18 protein-coding genes are annotated in these 15,440 nt (G+C 66.5%); 6 read left to right on the plus strand and 12 right to left on the minus strand.

Annotation, left to right across the window (positions count from 1 at the left end; all coding sequences use genetic code 11):
* Positions 1-158 precede the first annotated feature (158 nt).
* A complete protein-coding gene (locus OC159_RS16355; protein WP_265502239.1) occupies positions 159-833 on the plus strand; it encodes an HAD-IA family hydrolase in 675 nt (224 codons plus the stop codon).
* A 15-nt stretch (positions 834-848) separates the two neighbouring features.
* Here OC159_RS16355 and bfr read toward each other — a convergent pair whose 3' ends face one another.
* Together bfr and OC159_RS16365 are read right to left on the minus strand one after the other, a co-directional pair.
* Positions 849-1,349: a bacterioferritin gene (gene bfr / locus OC159_RS16360; RefSeq protein ID WP_265502240.1), complete on the minus strand. Its 501-nt coding sequence runs from the start codon at positions 1,347-1,349 to the stop codon at positions 849-851.
* Positions 1,297-1,590, minus strand: coding sequence for a (2Fe-2S)-binding protein (locus tag OC159_RS16365; protein ID WP_265502241.1), 294 nt, complete (start codon positions 1,588-1,590; stop codon positions 1,297-1,299). Before OC159_RS16365 ends, bfr begins: the two co-directional genes overlap by 53 nt.
* A 115-nt stretch (positions 1,591-1,705) precedes the next feature.
* On the opposite strand from OC159_RS16365, the gene queA reads away from it, so the two are divergent.
* The 3 genes from queA (at position 1,706) to lpdA (ending at position 5,596) form a co-directional block, all read left to right on the plus strand.
* On the plus strand, positions 1,706-2,752 hold the full coding sequence (gene queA / locus OC159_RS16370; RefSeq protein ID WP_265502242.1) for a tRNA preQ1(34) S-adenosylmethionine ribosyltransferase-isomerase QueA: 1,047 nt from the start codon (positions 1,706-1,708) through the stop codon (positions 2,750-2,752).
* 87 nt (positions 2,753-2,839) lie between these two features.
* Positions 2,840-4,138 (plus strand): MFS transporter, encoded by a 1,299-nt coding sequence (locus tag OC159_RS16375; RefSeq protein ID WP_265502243.1) that lies wholly within the window; start codon positions 2,840-2,842, stop codon positions 4,136-4,138.
* Positions 4,139-4,204: 66 nt separating this feature from the next.
* On the plus strand, positions 4,205-5,596 hold the full coding sequence (lpdA, locus tag OC159_RS16380; RefSeq protein ID WP_407674146.1) for a dihydrolipoyl dehydrogenase: 1,392 nt from the start codon (positions 4,205-4,207) through the stop codon (positions 5,594-5,596).
* 89 nt (positions 5,597-5,685) lie between these two features.
* Here the strand turns inward: lpdA and OC159_RS16385 are convergent, their stop codons facing one another.
* Positions 5,686-8,103 (minus strand): penicillin acylase family protein, encoded by a 2,418-nt coding sequence (locus tag OC159_RS16385; protein ID WP_265502245.1) that lies wholly within the window; start codon positions 8,101-8,103, stop codon positions 5,686-5,688.
* A 129-nt stretch (positions 8,104-8,232) separates the two neighbouring features.
* Between OC159_RS16385 and OC159_RS16390 the strand changes: the two genes are divergently transcribed.
* Entirely contained in the window at positions 8,233-9,099 is an 867-nt protein-coding gene (locus tag OC159_RS16390; RefSeq protein ID WP_265502246.1) for an NAD(P)-dependent oxidoreductase, read from the plus strand.
* A gap of 101 nt (positions 9,100-9,200) precedes the next feature.
* Positions 9,201-9,587, plus strand: coding sequence for a PaaI family thioesterase (locus OC159_RS16395; protein WP_265502247.1), 387 nt, complete (start codon positions 9,201-9,203; stop codon positions 9,585-9,587).
* A 197-nt stretch (positions 9,588-9,784) separates the two neighbouring features.
* Here the strand turns inward: OC159_RS16395 and OC159_RS16400 are convergent, their stop codons facing one another.
* From OC159_RS16400 to OC159_RS16440, 9 genes are all read right to left on the minus strand, one after another.
* Positions 9,785-10,027: a ribbon-helix-helix domain-containing protein gene (locus OC159_RS16400; RefSeq protein WP_265502248.1), complete on the minus strand. Its 243-nt coding sequence runs from the start codon at positions 10,025-10,027 to the stop codon at positions 9,785-9,787.
* Positions 10,024-10,212 carry a DUF4169 family protein gene (locus tag OC159_RS16405; RefSeq protein WP_265502249.1) on the minus strand — a complete coding sequence of 63 codons (189 nt, stop codon included), beginning with the start codon at positions 10,210-10,212 and terminating at the stop codon, positions 10,024-10,026. Before OC159_RS16405 ends, OC159_RS16400 begins: the two co-directional genes overlap by 4 nt.
* A gap of 68 nt (positions 10,213-10,280) precedes the next feature.
* Positions 10,281-11,675, minus strand: a complete 1,395-nt coding sequence (gene fumC / locus OC159_RS16410) for a class II fumarate hydratase (protein WP_265502250.1) — start codon at positions 11,673-11,675, stop codon at positions 10,281-10,283.
* A 92-nt stretch (positions 11,676-11,767) separates the two neighbouring features.
* Positions 11,768-12,655: a dihydrodipicolinate synthase family protein gene (locus OC159_RS16415; protein WP_265502251.1), complete on the minus strand. Its 888-nt coding sequence runs from the start codon at positions 12,653-12,655 to the stop codon at positions 11,768-11,770.
* A 2-nt stretch (positions 12,656-12,657) separates the two neighbouring features.
* Positions 12,658-13,134, minus strand: coding sequence for an SspB family protein (locus tag OC159_RS16420; RefSeq protein ID WP_265502252.1), 477 nt, complete (start codon positions 13,132-13,134; stop codon positions 12,658-12,660).
* Positions 13,135-13,350: 216 nt separating this feature from the next.
* Positions 13,351-13,719, minus strand: a complete 369-nt coding sequence (locus OC159_RS16425; RefSeq protein WP_265502253.1) for a hypothetical protein — start codon at positions 13,717-13,719, stop codon at positions 13,351-13,353.
* Positions 13,716-14,105 (minus strand): response regulator, encoded by a 390-nt coding sequence (locus OC159_RS16430; RefSeq protein ID WP_265502254.1) that lies wholly within the window; start codon positions 14,103-14,105, stop codon positions 13,716-13,718. The genes OC159_RS16425 and OC159_RS16430 overlap by 4 nt, the downstream gene beginning before the upstream one ends.
* Positions 14,106-14,115: 10 nt before the next feature.
* Positions 14,116-14,964, minus strand: coding sequence for a CheR family methyltransferase (locus tag OC159_RS16435; RefSeq protein ID WP_265502276.1), 849 nt, complete (start codon positions 14,962-14,964; stop codon positions 14,116-14,118).
* A gap of 2 nt (positions 14,965-14,966) precedes the next feature.
* Positions 14,967-15,437, minus strand: coding sequence for a chemotaxis protein CheW (locus OC159_RS16440; protein ID WP_265502255.1), 471 nt, complete (start codon positions 15,435-15,437; stop codon positions 14,967-14,969).
* Positions 15,438-15,440 lie beyond the last annotated feature (3 nt).

The following is a 15,440-nucleotide window of genomic DNA, read 5'->3' on the forward strand; positions in this document are numbered from 1 at the left end:
GCCCGCCGCAAGAACAACAACCGCCAAAGCCCTCTCGGACATCCCAGACCCCCATCACCCGTTTGCCTATCGTTCCCGCGCGTTCTAAGCGGGGACGACAAAAGGCGAAAGAGCCGAGTTCTTCACCTTTGTTTTCGGATCATTGCGGAGGGCGCGACTTGGCGGGCACGGTGGTTTTCGATCTGGACGGCACGCTGGCAGATACGTCCGGCGACCTGGTCGCGGCGGCGAATGCCTGTTTCCGGGCGCGGGGGCTGGGCGACCTGCTGGACCCTGTCGCCGATGCGCTGGTCGCGTTTCACGGCGGGCGAGCCATGCTGCGTGCGGGTTACGGGCGTATGGACACCGGCACGCTGCTGCCGCCAGGGGCCGAGGACGAGGATTACTTCCGGCTGCTGGACCACTACGCCGACAAGATCGCCGAACACACGAGGCTTTATCCCGGTGTCGAGGCTGCGTTGGATCGCCTGGCCGAGGCGGGACACCGGCTGGCCGTCTGCACGAACAAGCCCGAGGGCCTGGCCGAGACGCTGCTGCGCGAGATGAAGATCCGCGACCGCTTCGCCGCGATGATCGGCGCTGATACGCTTCCGGTCAGGAAGCCCGACCCCCGTCCCTACAAGGCGGCGGTCGAGGCGGCCGGAGGGCAGGTGGCGCGGTCGTTCCTGGTGGGCGACACCGAGACCGACCGCAAGACGGCGGCGGCGGCAGGGGTCAAGGTCGCACTGATCAGCTTCGGACCCGAGGGCGAGGCGATATCCCGACTGGCCCCCGAGGCGCTGCTGGATTGCTTCGACGACCTGCCGGACCTGGCGCGGGACTGGCTGGGCTAGCCCCGCGGCGCGCGCTTACTTCGCGTCGTCCTTTTCCGCCTGGTCGGCCGGGCTGGCGTTCAGCTGGCCATAGTTCTGCGCACCGATCGACTGGTAGAGGTCCAGCTGCGTTTCCAGGAAGTCGATGTGGCCTTCCTCGTCCTGGATCAGCTCCTCGAACAGGATCTTGCTGGCATAGTCGCGGACGGATTCGCAGTAGTCGCGCGCCTCGATGTAGAGGTTGCGGGCGTCATGTTCCGCCGCCAGGTCGCTTTCCAGCGTCTCGTGAAGGTTCTGGCCGATCCGCAGCGGGTCCAGCTTCTGCAGGTTCGGGTGGCCTTCCAGGAAGATGATTCGCTCGATCAGGCGATCGGCGTGGTGCATCTCCTCGATGGACTCCTCGCGCGACTTCTTGGCGATCTTGCCGAAGCCCCAATCCTCCTGCAGTCGGTAGTGCAGCCAATACTGGCTGACCGCGGTCAGTTCAGACCGCAGCGCGGCGTTGAGATATTCGATGACCTTGGCGTCGCCCTTCATGGGTGGCATCCTTCTTGCTGTCTGTTCTGGCCCGCAAAATCGGCGGTGCGACGCCCAGCTTATCGCAGGCGCGCATGGTGTCCAGAAAGAGCGGCATGCAGCCGCCGCAATCGGCGCGTTTACCCAAGGCGTGATAGATCTTGCCCGGCGTGATGATCGTCTGCGGATCGGCGCTGCGCATCCAGTCGATGGCGGCGCGGATGTCGTGATCCGAGATCTGGGTGCAGTGGCAGACGATCATGGCGGGCTCCTCTGCCGTTTACCTAGCATTTCTGTCAGAGTTGTAAAGCCCGATGCTTTTACTAGGTCATCACGAGAGCTTGACGAGGCAAGGGTCCGGACGCAGAAGCGGGGCCATGAAGCTGTCCGATTTCGACTTCGACCTGCCCGCCCACCTAATCGCGACGCGCCCCGCGCGACCGCGAAGCGCGGCACGGTTGCTGTTGGCCGAAGGCGGGGGAATCGTCGACCGTCGGGTCAGCGACCTGCCGGACATCCTGCGGCCGGGCGACGTGCTGGTCCTGAACGACACCAAGGTCATACCCGCCCGCCTGACCGGCACGCGTACCCGCGCCTCGGCGCAGGGCGACGCGACCGCGAAGATCGAGGTCACGCTGCTGGAGCCCGCCGCCGAGGGCTGGCAGGCGCTGGCCAAGCCCATGCGCAAGCTGCGCGTGGGTGAGGTGATCCGGTTCGGCGACAGCTTGTCGGCCCAGGTGGCCGAGATGGGCGAGGCGGGTCTGCGGCTGGTCTTCGATGCGACGGGCGACGCCTTCGACGCGGCGCTGCAGCAGGTGGGCGCGATGCCGCTGCCGCCCTATATCGCGTCGCTGAGGGCGCCGGACGAACAGGACCGGCAGGATTACCAGACGGTCTGGGCGGCACGCCAGGGCGCCGTTGCCGCGCCCACGGCCAGCCTGCATTTCGACGCGCCCCTCCTCGAGGCGCTGGCCGCGCGCGGGGTCGAGTTCGTGCATGTCACCCTGCATGTGGGGGCCGGCACCTTCCTGCCCGTCAAGGTCGAGGACGTGACCACCCACCGCATGCATGCCGAATGGGGAGAGGTCGGGGCGGACGCCGCAGACGCCATCAACCGCGCCCGCGCCGAGGGGCGGCGCGTGATCGCGGTCGGCACGACGGCGCTGCGGCTGATCGAATCGGCCGCCGACGACGCGGGCCGCGTCGCGCCGTTCCAGGGAACGACCGACATCTTCATCTATCCCGGCTATCACTTCCGGGTGACCGACGGGCTGATGACCAATTTTCATCTGCCGAAATCAACGCTGATGATGCTGGTCTCGGCGCTGATGGGGCCGGAAAAAATCCGGCAGATCTATGGACATGCGGTTGCGGACGGCTATCGTTTCTTCAGCTATGGCGACGCGTCGCTGCTGATCCCATAGGGTCGCTTTCCGGCTGGCATCCCGTCTGCGCCGCGACTAGGGCTGGGCATGACAACCCATCCAGACCCATCTTGAAACGAGACCGCGATGATTTCGGTGTTGCGCACCACATGGCCGCTGCTTCTGGGCATCCTGCTGCTGATGGTCGGCAACGGCATGCAGGGCACCCTGCTGGGCATCCGGGGCGGGATCGAGGGCATCCCGACCTTCCAGATGTCGATCGTCATGACCGGCTATTTCGGCGGCTTCCTGCTGGGCAGCCTGACCGTGCCGGACCTGATCAAGAACGTGGGCCACGTGAGGGTCTTCGCGGCGCTTGGATCGCTGATCTCGGCCACGCTGATCCTGTTTCCGGTCGAGCCGCACTGGCTGCTTTGGACCTTCCTGCGCTTCCTGATCGGCTTCAGCTTCTGCGGCGTCTATATCACGGCGGAAAGCTGGCTGAACACGGGGACTTCGAACGAGAACCGCGGCCAGGCTCTGTCGGCCTACATGATCGTGCAGATGCTGGGGATCGTCACGGCGCAGGCGCTGCTCAATGTCGCGGACCCGGCAGGCTTCCTGCTGTTCGTCATCCCCTCGGTTCTGGTGTCGCTGGCCTTCACGCCGATCCTTTTATCGGCCCAGCCAGCGCCGCAGTTCGAGACGATCAAGCGGATGTCGTTCCGCCGCCTCTACGAGGCGTCGCCGCTTGGGTGTGTGGGCATCTTCCTGATGGGCGGCGTCTTTGCGGTGCTGTCGGGCATGTCTTCGGTCTGGGGGGCGCAGGTCGGACTGTCGGTGGCGCAGATATCGCTGTTCGTGGCGGCGATCTATGCCGGGGGGCTGGTGCTGCAGTATCCGATCGGCTGGATTTCGGACCGCTATGATCGCCGCAAGCTGGTGCTGATGCTGTCGGCCTTGGGCGGGCTGTGCGGGCTGATCGTCATCGCGGCGCAGCCCGGCACCCTGGGGCTGGTGATCGCCGGCGGCATCATGGGCGGCGTTGCCAACCCGATCTACGCGCTGCTCCTGGCCTATACGAACGACTATCTGGAACAGTCCGACATGGCCTCGGCCTCGGCGGGGCTGCTGTTCATCTATGGCCTGGGCAGCATGGGCGGACCGATCATCACCGGCTGGCTCATGGGCGTGGTGGGGCCCGACGGGTTCTGGATCTACATGGGCGTCCTCTTGGCACTGCTGACGGCCTATGCCGGTTGGCGTACCACGCAGCGCCGCGCGCTGACCCCCGACGAACAGGGAAGCTTTGCCGTCATCACCCCGAGCGCCACCACCTTGGCGGTCGAGGCCGTGCTGGACGAGGCGCAGTCGGATCCGACCCCGCCACCCGCCGAGAAGCTTGAGCCCGAGGAGGACGAACCCCGCCGCGCCCGACGCGGCTGAGGTGCGCTTGCCGCCCTGCGGCAAATCGTTTAACGCTGAACTATATTTCAGTCAGCGGGGGACGTGATGGCCCAGAATTTCGACATGGTGGTGATCGGTGCCGGACCCGGCGGCTATGTCGCCGCGATCCGCGGTGCACAGCTTGGCCTGAAGGTCGCCTGCATCGAGCGCGAGCATCTGGGGGGCATCTGCCTCAACTGGGGCTGCATCCCGACCAAGGCCCTGCTGCGCAGCGCCGAGGTGTTCCACCTGATGCACCGGGCCAAAGATTTCGGGCTGAAGGCCGAGGGGATCGGCTATGACCTCGACGCGGTCGTCGAACGCTCGCGTGGCGTCGCCAAGCAACTGTCGGGCGGGATCGGCCACCTGTTCAAGAAGAACAAGGTCACCGTCATTATGGGTGAGGCCAAGCTGGCCGGCAAAGGCCGCGTCACGGTCAAGACCGACAAGGGCACCGAGGAGGTGACCGCCAAGTCCATCGTCCTGGCCACCGGCGCGCGCGCGCGTGAACTGCCGGGGCTGGAGCCGGACGGCAAGCTGGTCTGGAACTACAAGCACGCGCTGAAGCCGCCGCATATGCCGAAAAAGCTGCTGGTCATCGGGTCGGGCGCCATCGGCATCGAATTCGCCAGCTTCTTCAACACGCTCGGTGCCGAAACGACTGTGGTCGAGGTCATGGACCGCGTCCTGCCCGTCGAGGATGCCGAGATCAGCGCCTTCGCCAAGAAGCAGTTCGTCAAGCAGGGCATGACGATCATGGAGAAGGCCAGCGTCAAGAAGCTGGACCGCAAGGGCAGCACCGTCACCGCCCATATCGAGGCGGGCGGCAAGACCGAGACGCGCGATTTCGACACCGTCATCTCCGCCGTGGGCATCGTCGGCAATGTCGAGGGGCTGGGGCTGGAAGAGGCCGGAATCAAGGTCGACCGAACCCATGTCATCACCGACGAATACTGCCGCACCGGGGTCGAGGGCGTCTATGCCATCGGCGACCTGGCCGGTGCGCCCTGGCTGGCGCACAAGGCCAGCCACGAGGGCGTCATGGTGGCCGAACTGATCGCGGGCGGGCATCCGCATCCGATCAAGCCGGGCAGCATCGCGGGCTGCACCTATTGCTATCCGCAGGTCGCCAGCGTGGGCCTGACCGAGGCGAAGGCGAAGGAACAGGGGCTGGACATCAAGGCCGGCCGCTTTCCCTTCATCGGCAACGGCAAGGCGATTGCCTTGGGCGAACCCGAGGGCATGATCAAGACGATCTTCGACACCAAGACCGGCGAACTGCTGGGCGCGCATATGGTCGGCGCCGAGGTGACCGAGCTGATCCAGGGCTATGTCGTCGGACGCCAATTGGAGACGACCGAACAGGACCTGATGGAGACGGTATTCCCGCACCCGACCCTGTCCGAGATGATGCACGAGGCGGTTCTGGACGCCTATGGCCGCGCGATCCACTTCTGATCGCGCCTGACAAGACGATCCGACGGGGGCCATTCGTCCCCGTTTCGATTCCCGCGGCCCCGCACGCCGCGCCGAAGATGGCGGCCGGATCAGTCAGACGGGATCAGCATGGTGACGCCCACGGCCGCCGCGCGGGCAAGGTCGGGATCGAGCGACATGCCCACATATTCGCCACGCCGCCACAGCCCGGCCATGTCGTCGTAGTGCCGCGAGAACGGGTGGCCAGACTGGCCTGTCGAGATGATGAACACCGAACTGTCGGGATCGGCAAGATCGTAGACGCCGCGGTAGCCGGCGCCGCTGACGGCCTCGAACCTCTGCGGGCCGGTGCCGAAGAGGCCAGTCCGGGAGACGGTGAACTCTCCGCCCGAGATCGACTGCGTGATGTTCACGATCCAGCCTAGCGCCTGCAGGCCGCCGAGGCCCGGATGCAGGTGGCGCGCCTGATGCGCATCGCCCCACCGCCAACTGGCCACGTCGCTGCCGTAGCGCGCGGAAAGGTCGAGGATCGCCCTGTCCAGCGACTGCCGCGCTATCAGTGCGCAGTCCTCGGTCACCGCGCTCTGGATGACGTTGCACCACGCCGCCGCGCCGTTGCTGTTGCGGAACACCCTGTCGATGAAGCCGGGCTGCACCCGCGTGATGTCGTCCGCCAGCGGCCCAAGCTCGTCCCTGATCAGCCGGTCCTGCAGGGCGGACATCCAGGCCGCGTAGATCAGCGGCTCGGGCAGGTGTTCGTTCATGGCGCCGTCCCATTCGGCCAGAAGCGTCAGCGCGTCCTGGCGCTGGCGCTCCGGCGTGCCGGGGGCTGCGGGTTCGCCGGTGAACCACAGGTTCGCGCCCACCAGCGGCAGAAGCGCCCGCGCCGCCGAGCCGACGACATCAAGCTGGGCCGAGATAAAGCTGTCGCGGGAATGCACCTCACGGTCGCCCAGCAGACGCTCCAACCGCTTGTGCCGCATCCCGAGCGCCGGCGGCTCGTCGGTGTCGAGGGCCAGGGAATCGACAGGGCGTTGCGGTTCCGCAGCCAGCGATACCGCGCCTTGCCAAGCCGTTTGCGGCAACCAGCCTGGTGCGGGCAGGGCGCCTGCGGTCGGGTGGTCCGGGCCACGTTGCGGCGCCGCGCCTGCGGCGACCCGCGTCAGGGTCTGACGGTCGGCGAAGGTCACCGTGATCGCCGGCGACACGACACCGGACAGGGCACGTGCGGCATCGGCGGCATTGTCCGACCGCATGACGTTCAGAAGCGACGACATCGTCGTGTCCTGGCGCGAGAGGCCCGTCCAGCGAAGCGCGGCGACATGGCCGATCGGGATCACGTCGGCCAGCCCCGGATCGAGCGACGGCACGACGGGCCCGTTCTGCGTCTCGCGCAGCGTGATCGTCCGCGCGGGACCGTCCAGAACGCGGATCGTCTCGGTCCGGGTCTGGAACGCGGTCCAGCCGCGCGCACCGCGATAGCGGTCGGCATTGCCTGGCTGCACTTCCTCTATGGCGATGTCGGCATCGTCGATGTCCAGCGGCGCGATGCCCCACGAAAAGCCGGGGCTGCGGCCCGACAGGACCAGCGGCATGCCAGGGATCGTCGCGCCGATGACGCCGCCGTTCTGCAGTTCGATCCGCGCGAGATAGAAAAGCGACGGGGCCGTCAGGCCCACATGCAGGTCGTTCGCCAGCAGCGACCCCTCGGCCGCTGTGCGCTGGGGTCCCGCCCCGAAGACGTTTCCACCGAGCGGCAGACCGGGGTTCAGGAAGCTGATCGTGTCGCGGATCGCGTCAGGATTGCGTCGTCGCTCCGGAACGCCGAGACGCGCGTCGGGAAAGAGCGATTCGTACGTCGGCAGGTCGTTCGGGACGCCGACGCCGGACAGAAGGTCCGCACCGCGCGTGGGCCAAGCCAGCGAAAGGCGCGCGCGCAGCACCTCCTCTGCGGCGGCATTGGTGCTGCTTGCGGCCAGCAGCTTCAGGATCGCAATGGAATCGGCCGGTTGCCAGAAGGTGATCACGTCTGGAAAGAGGAAGAACTCGGGCGCGCCCCGACCCATGGCATCCGCGTTGACGATGCTGATCCACTGGTTCACGCCATCGGCATAGGCCCGCAAGGCGGCCTTGGTGGCGCCGTCCTGCACGTCGAACGAGGCCTGGGCCGCGCGATAAAGCTCGAGCCTGCGGGCAAGGACGTCGGCTGCCAGCGCGCTCGGGCCGTGGATCTCGGCCAGGCGGCCCTGGGCGGCGCGGCGCAGCAGCGTCATCTGGAACAGCCGGTCCTGGGCATGGACCAGCCCCAGCGCGAAGAAGGCGTCCGTGTCGGTCTTGGCGAAGACATGGGGGACGTTTTCGGTCGAGCGCACGATCTCGACCTGCGCGTCGATGCCTTCGACGCGAAACCGCGCGTTGTAGTCTGGCAGCGAGCGGACCGAGAAGTACCAGATCAACCCGGCCGACAGCACGATCAGGATCATCAGCCCGACGGTCAGCCGCAAGAGCCAGCGAAACAGGGTCAGCATATTGGGCGGTCCTCGGGGCCGGATCGCGGCGTGGGTTGACCCGGCCGCGCATGGGTGGTGGTGTGCTGCATAAGACAGCCGCGCCGCCAATTCAACGCGCGGCGACAGGGTGATCGGGAGTGAAAAGCAATGGCTGCAGCGGCGTTTCTTGGACTTGGGGTGATGGGTTTTCCGATGGCCGGGCACTTGGCCAAGGCCGGGCACCAGATAACGGTGTTCAACCGCAGCCCAGACAAGGCGCAGGCCTGGGCCGACCGCCACGAGGGCAGCCGGGCCGCCACCCCGCGCGAGGCTGCGGTCGGTGCCGAGTTCGTGATAGCCTGCGTCGGCAACGACGACGACCTGCGTCAAATCTGCCTTGGCCCTGACGGCGCCTTCGCCGGCATGGCGCCCGGCGCGGTCTTCGTGGATCACACCACCGTTTCGGCCGAGGTGACGCGCGAGTTGGCCGAGGTGGCGCGCGCCGCCGGGCTGGGCTATGTCGACGCGCCGGTCTCGGGCGGGCAAGCCGGGGCCGAGAACGGTCAGTTGTCGATCATGTGCGGCGGCGACGCGGCCGATTTCGACCGCGCGGCCCAGGTCATCGGCGTCTATGCGAAGATCTGCCGCCGCATGGGCGAGATCGGCGCGGGACAGTTGACCAAGATGTGCAACCAGATCGCCATTGCGGGCCTGGTCCAGGCCCTGTCCGAGTCGCTGGCCTTCGCGCGCAGGGCGGGCCTCGACACCGCGGCGGTCGTCGAGGTGATCAGCCAGGGTGCCGCGGGAAGCTGGCAGATGGTCAACCGCCACGCGACGATGGCGGAAGGTTACTTCGACCATGGCTTCGCGGTCGACTGGATGCGCAAGGATCTTGCAATCTGCCTGGCCGCCGCCGACGAGGTGGGAGCCTTATTGCCGGTCACGGCGTTGGTCGACCAGTTCTACAAGGACGTCCAGCTGATGGGCGGCGGGCGGTGGGATACCTCGGCCCTGATCGCGCGACTGGTCGACTGAATGGGGGCATGGCGCGGCCTGTGCCGGATGCCTTGACCACCGCGTGCCATGGCCTGCGACCTGTTCGGGACGCCGGCCGAAAGCTGAAAGGATGACCTGTCATGACTGACCGGACGCTCTGCGGGAAAATCGAATGCGACATCACCGGGGTCAGCGGGACCGAGGCCGAGGGCGAGATGACCATCGATGCCGGCATGCTGAGTGCGCAGGGGACGATCCAGCCCGGTGCCCTTGTCTGGTTCGCCGACATGATCGCGACCTGCCTGGTGCTTGGCGGCGAACAACCACAGGAGGGGATGGACAGCGTCCCTGAAGCAATCACCTTCAATGCGCAGTTCCTTGCGAATCGCGGCGGCGGGGTCTTGACGGCCCGCGCACGCTGGATCCAGCGCGCCAAGCGAATGTCGACCGTGCGGACCGAGGTGCGTGATGCCGAAGGCCAGATCCTGCTGGACCTGACGTCGACCCATGCCGGCGTCGCAAGCTGACGGGTCGACTTCGGAAACCGGGTGGCGCTGGATGAGCGCGCGAAGGCTGCGCCCCGCTTCCCGATGCGGGTCATCTGCTAACCTCCCCCAGAGTTGATCCGACCGTAACGTGCTACTGGGCCGTCACGGAGTGCTGACGACGTGCAGGCTATGGAGACCGCGACGACCGGCCTGCTGGTGGCCGCTTTGATCGCGACCTAGGGCGCGCGATCCCGGATCAGCGCGTCCACCACGAACAGTCGCAGGGCGGTTGCCAAACCCACGTCGGGGGGGCGGGCGTGGTCGATCCGGCCGATCAGGGCCGCTCGGGTGACGCCGCGCGCGGCGGCCGCCTCGGCCAGCGCCTTCCAGAACGGATCCTCCAGCGACACCGACGTCCTGTGGCCGTCGATGGTCACCGACCGCTTCAGCGGCGGCGTCATCGGCGGCAGGTCGATCATTCCTCGGGCTCCTGAGGGGCGCGGTGGGCGTCGAGAGCACGCCTTGCGCGGTCCTCTTCGGCGCGTCTTGCATCGCGAAGCGCCTTGGGTTCGCCATGAAGCGCGGCGCTGGTATCGCTCGCGGCACGCTTGGCGTCGCGGGCGCGGGACTTGCGGGCCTGGCGCAGGTTGATGATGCGGGTCATGGGTCCGGAACGTGAAACGGGGCGCGCCAAGGATAGCGCGCCCCGGATGGCTAGGGTCAAGGTGATTGTCAGTCCTTGGGGCCGATCATGTCCTCGGGGCGGACGATACGGTCGAAGGTCTCTCCGTCCACGAAGCCAAGCGCGATGGCCTCTTCCCGAAGGGTGGTGCCGTTCTTGTGCGCGGTCTTGGCGACCTTCGTGGCGTTGTCATAGCCGATGGTGGGGGCCAGCGCCGTGACCAGCATCAGCGATTCCTTCATCAGCTTCTCGATCCTGGCGGTGTTGGCCTGCGTGCCCACCACCATGTTGTCGGTGAAGCTGGACGCCGCGTCGCCCAGAAGCTGCATCGACTGCAGCACGTTGTAGGACATCATCGGGTTGTAGACGTTCAACTCGAAATGGCCCTGCGAGCCCGCAAAACCCACGGCGGCGTCGTTGCCCATGACATGGGCGCAGACCATCGTCAGCGCCTCGGCCTGGGTGGGGTTCACCTTGCCGGGCATGATCGAGGATCCCGGCTCGTTTTCCGGCAGGATCAGTTCGCCCAGACCCGACCGGGGGCCGGAACCCAGCAGCCGCATGTCGTTGGCGATCTTGAAGAGGCTGCCGGCCACTGTCTTGAGTGCGCCCGAGAACATGACCATCGCGTCATGCGCGGCCAAGGCTTCGAACTTGTTCGGGGCAGTGACGAAGGGCAGGCCAGTGATAGTGGCGATCTCTGCCGCGATGGCTGTGTCCCAACCCTTCTTGGTGTTCAGCCCGGTGCCGACGGCGGTGCCGCCCTGCGCCAGTTCATAGATGTCGGGCAGGCAGGCCTTGACGCGCTCGATCCCCTTGCGGACCTGATGGGCATAGCCGCCGAATTCCTGGCCAAGGGTCAGCGGCGTCGCGTCCTGGGTATGGGTGCGGCCGATCTTTATGATGTCCTTGAACTCGTCGGACTTCGCCTCGAGGGCGGCGGCGAGTTTTTCCAGCCCCGGCAGCAGGACGTCGCGCGCCTGCATGGCGATGGCCACGTGCATCGCGGTCGGGAAGGTGTCGTTCGACGACTGGCCCATGTTGCAGTGATCGTTGGGGTGGACGGGCTTCTTGCTGCCCATCTCGCCGCCCATGATCTCGATCGCGCGGTTCGAGATCACCTCGTTGGCGTTCATGTTCGACTGCGTGCCGGACCCGGTCTGCCAGACGACCAGCGGGAAGTTGTCATCGAACTTGCCCTGGAAGACCTCGGTCGCGGCCTGCTCCATCGCGTCGGCCAGATCCGCCGGCAGGTCACCCGAGGCCCGGTTTACACGCGCCGCAGCCAGCTTGACCGCGCCAAGCGCGCGAATGATCGGGACGGGCTGACGCTCCCATCCGATGGGGAAGTTCATGATCGAACGCTGCGTCTGCGCGCCCCAGTATTTGCTGGCATCAACCTCCAGCGGGCCGAAGCTGTCGGTTTCGGTGCGGGTCTTGGTCATCGGGTCGCTCCCTCACGGTTTCGTGGAGGGTGTAGCGGCAGCCGCGGGCGGACGCAATTCGCATGCCGTGGCTTGCCGACGCTAACAGGAGGTTAGGGCTGCAGCGCGCCGATGGCGGCTTCCACGTTGGCTGTTAGCCGATCCGGCAGCGGCAGGATCGGGCGGGGCGGACGGGCTTCGGTCAGTCCCATGATACCCGCTGCCGCGTAGACGACGCGCAGACTGCCATAGGCCCTGAAGAGGTCCCAGAGCGGCTGGAACCGCGCCTGCAAGCGATCCGTCGCGGCCCGGTCACCGGCGCGCGCGGCGCGGGTCAGTTCCAGCGCCTGTTCAGGCCAGAGCCCGGCTGCCACGCTGAACCAGGCGTCCGCGCCCTGAAGAAGCGCATCTGCGCAGCCCCAGTCACCGCTATAGCCGATCAGGAAGCCCCGGGGCAGGTCGCGGCGCAAGCGGAAGATCTCGGCCGCGAAATCGCTGTCTAGGGGCAGGGGCATCTTGACCGCCGTCACCGTCGGCAGCATCGCCAGTCGCGCCAGAAGCGCAGGCGAGAAATTGAAGTGCGTGGTCGAGGGATTGTTGTAGATGCAGATCGGCAGATCCGACGCGTCAGCCACCGCATGGAAATGGCGATGGACCTCATCCTCGGTCAGGGGCGTGTAGGACATGGGCGCCAGCAGCAGGCCCGCCGCCCCCGCATCGGCGGCATGACGCGCCAGCGCCACGGAGGTGTCTGTGCGCAGCGCGCCGATCCCGGCGATGACCGGCACCGTCCGGGCCGCAGCTTCCAGCGCGATCTCCAGCACATGCGTGCGCGTGTCGGGGTTGAGGTAGGCATAGCCGCCGGTCGAGCCGAGGACGCCGATGCTGTCCACGCCAGCCGCCGCCAGACGCCTGACAAGCCGGCTCAGGTCCGCCGGCAAAGGGCGTCCATCCTCGGTCGTGGGGGTGATTGGAAAGCCCGACAGCCCCCGCATGACCATGGCTACTTCCGCCAGCGGTCCAGCCGCACAACCTCACCGCCGCCAGAAGGCGGGGTGTCGTCGCCGTCATCCTCGGCGTCGAGGTGATATTCGGCATCGTCGTCATCTTCTTCCGCCTCGCTCTCCTGCGTTTCGAAACGCAGGCCGAACTCGACCGACGGATCGACGAAGGTGCGAAGGGCGTCGAAGGGGATCTTCAGCGGCTCGGGAGAGTTTCCGAAGTTCAGCGTGATCGTGAAGTGGTCGGGCTGGATCGTCAGGTTGTCGAACCAGTTCTGCACGACGATCGTCATCTCCTCGGGGTAGCGCTGGCGCAGCCAGTCGGCCATCTCGACACCGTCTTCCCGGGTATCGAAAGTGATGAAGAAGTGGTGTTCGCCCGGCAGTCCTTCGGCCGCGACCTTGCGCAGCACCTCGGCGATCATGCCCTGCAGCGCGCGAAGCATCATTCCGCCGTAATCGAGTCCAGACCGCGACATGCCATCACCCTTCTCTGTCCGGAGCAAGCATAGGGATATGATCGACGATGAAAAGGGGGCGGCTGCGGGAATCGCCGCCCTTCAGAATGCGCCCTGTCATCGGCTGGCTTCGTCAACGCCTTCCTGGCCTTCGATGCTGCGCCGGACTTTGCCGTCGTTGGCTCGGATGATCGACGGGGCCATGCAGGGACGTGGTTTGGGTCTTGCACGGGCCGATCAGCCCGCCGCCACGCCCCAGAGTTCCACCGGCTCTGCGTCCCCAGCGGCGACGCTGCATCCGGAGAGGCGCGCGACCTGCGCCCTCAGCCGAAGTCCGTGCGTAGCCGCCGCGGGGTCGCCGTCGGCGGACCTTGCCGCGGCTGCAAGCGCGCTCAGGAACTGGGCCAGCCCCTCGGCCTCCTGCCGCAGAAGGTCGACAGCCTGCAGCGGCGGCGCTGCAATGCCGCCTGCGTGGCCGATTGCGCGATCAAGCGAAGTCAACGCCTCGGCCAGGCGATGAGCTTCGCTTGCCGCAGCCAACAATTTTTCAGCCAGCGCTTCATCGCGAAGGTTCCCGCCCGGCACTGGCTCGGGCCCGCCGATCATTGCAGCTTCCCTGTCACGGATTCGATGCAGCGCAGCAGCGCCTCCTTGGTGAAGGGCTTGGCGATGAAGTTGTTCATCCCGGCGCGTTGTCCCCGCTCGATCATCTCGCGGTTGGCGGTGCCGGTGATCAGGATGAAGCCGATGCGCTGGGTGCTCGGGTTCTGACGCAGCGCCTCGAGCAGGGAGAGGCCGTCCATTCCCGGCATGTTGTAGTCCGAGATCACCAGGTGCACCGGGGCTGCCGCCAGCCGTCGGAAGGCGTTTTCCCCGTTGGCCTCGTACTGCACGTTGACGAGCCCGGCCCAGTCCAGCGCCTGCTCGATCAGGGAGCGGCTGATGGTCATGTCGTCAACCACCATGACGTGAAGGTTCGATTTGAGTGCCATTTTGGGTCTTTCAGGATGTAGTCGGAACAGGATGGAGATTGCGGCGGTAGTGGGTCGTACCGACGACGTCGAAGCACGCGCTTGCTGGACCGTCGAGCCGTTCGGAATGCCCGATGTAGAGCGAGCCGCCCGGTTCAAGCGCCGCTGCGAAGCGCAGCCACAGGCGCCGGCGTGCGGGACTGTCGAAATAGATGGCAGCGTTGCGGCAGAAGATCACGTCGAACCGGCCCGAAAACGGCCAGTCGCCGTGCAGGTTCAGTTCGGCAAAGCGCATCATGCCCCGCATGTCTGCGTTCGCCTCGTACCCTGCAGGAACCGGCTGGAAATGGCGCTTCACCTGCGCCGGGTCGACCGGTTTCATCGCCTCTTCGGAGAAGAGGCCCCGCTCGGCCCGGTCCACCATCTCGGGGTCGATATCCGTCGCCAGGATCAGAGCGTCGTGGCTGGCCGCGTCGGTGAAGACATCCAGAAGCGTCACGGCGATGGAATAAGCCTCCTCGCCCGACGAGCAGGCGGCCGACCACAATCGCAGCTTGCGTCCCCGTCGCGCCTGTTCGACCATCGGAGGCAAGATGTCGCGCGCCAACGACTGGAAGTGGTGGTTTTCGCGAAAGAAGGCGGTGACGTTCGTGGTGATGGCCGACAGCAGGTGGCGCCGTTCGGCAGGCCCCTCCGTGCCGTCCAGCCGCTGGCAGTACGCGCCGTAATCGGGCAGGGACAGCGCCCGCAGCCGGCGGTTCAACCGGGCCATCAACAGGCTGCGCTTCGCCTCTGTCAGGATGATCCCGCTGTCCTCGTAGACCAGTCCCGCGATCTTGCGGAACTGGACGTCGCTTAGCAGCGGACCGGCGGACGTCATGGTCAAATGTCTGCTCCGTGCGGCGTGGGCAGCAGCTGTGCCAGGTCGATCTTGCGAAGGATGCGGCCATCCTCCAGCGTGATCATGCCGGTGATGAATTCCCGCGCCGGGTTCGACGCGATGTCGGGGACGCCCTGAATGTGGTCTTCGTCGATCGTCAGGATGTCCGAGACGAGATCGGCAAGAAGCCCGACCACGCGGCCCGCATGCATCGCAATTATGACAACGTGGCGCTGCGATGGCGTCGCCGTTCCGAAGCCCAGCCGAGCCGACAGATCGACGACCGTGACGACCGAGCCGCGAAGATTGATCACGCCCTTCACGTAGCTTGGCGCGTGGGGCAGCATCGTCGTGGGCGTCCAGCCCCGGATCTCCCGCACCAGTCCGATGTCGATGCAGAAGTCCTGGTCGGCCAGCTTGAAGGCGACGACGTCGCTTTGACCGATGGCATTGGAAGAAATGGCTTGCAGCATGTG

Origin of the sequence: Paracoccus beibuensis (assembly GCF_026162625.1) — a bacterium.
GTDB classification, from domain to species: domain Bacteria; phylum Pseudomonadota; class Alphaproteobacteria; order Rhodobacterales; family Rhodobacteraceae; genus Paracoccus; species Paracoccus beibuensis.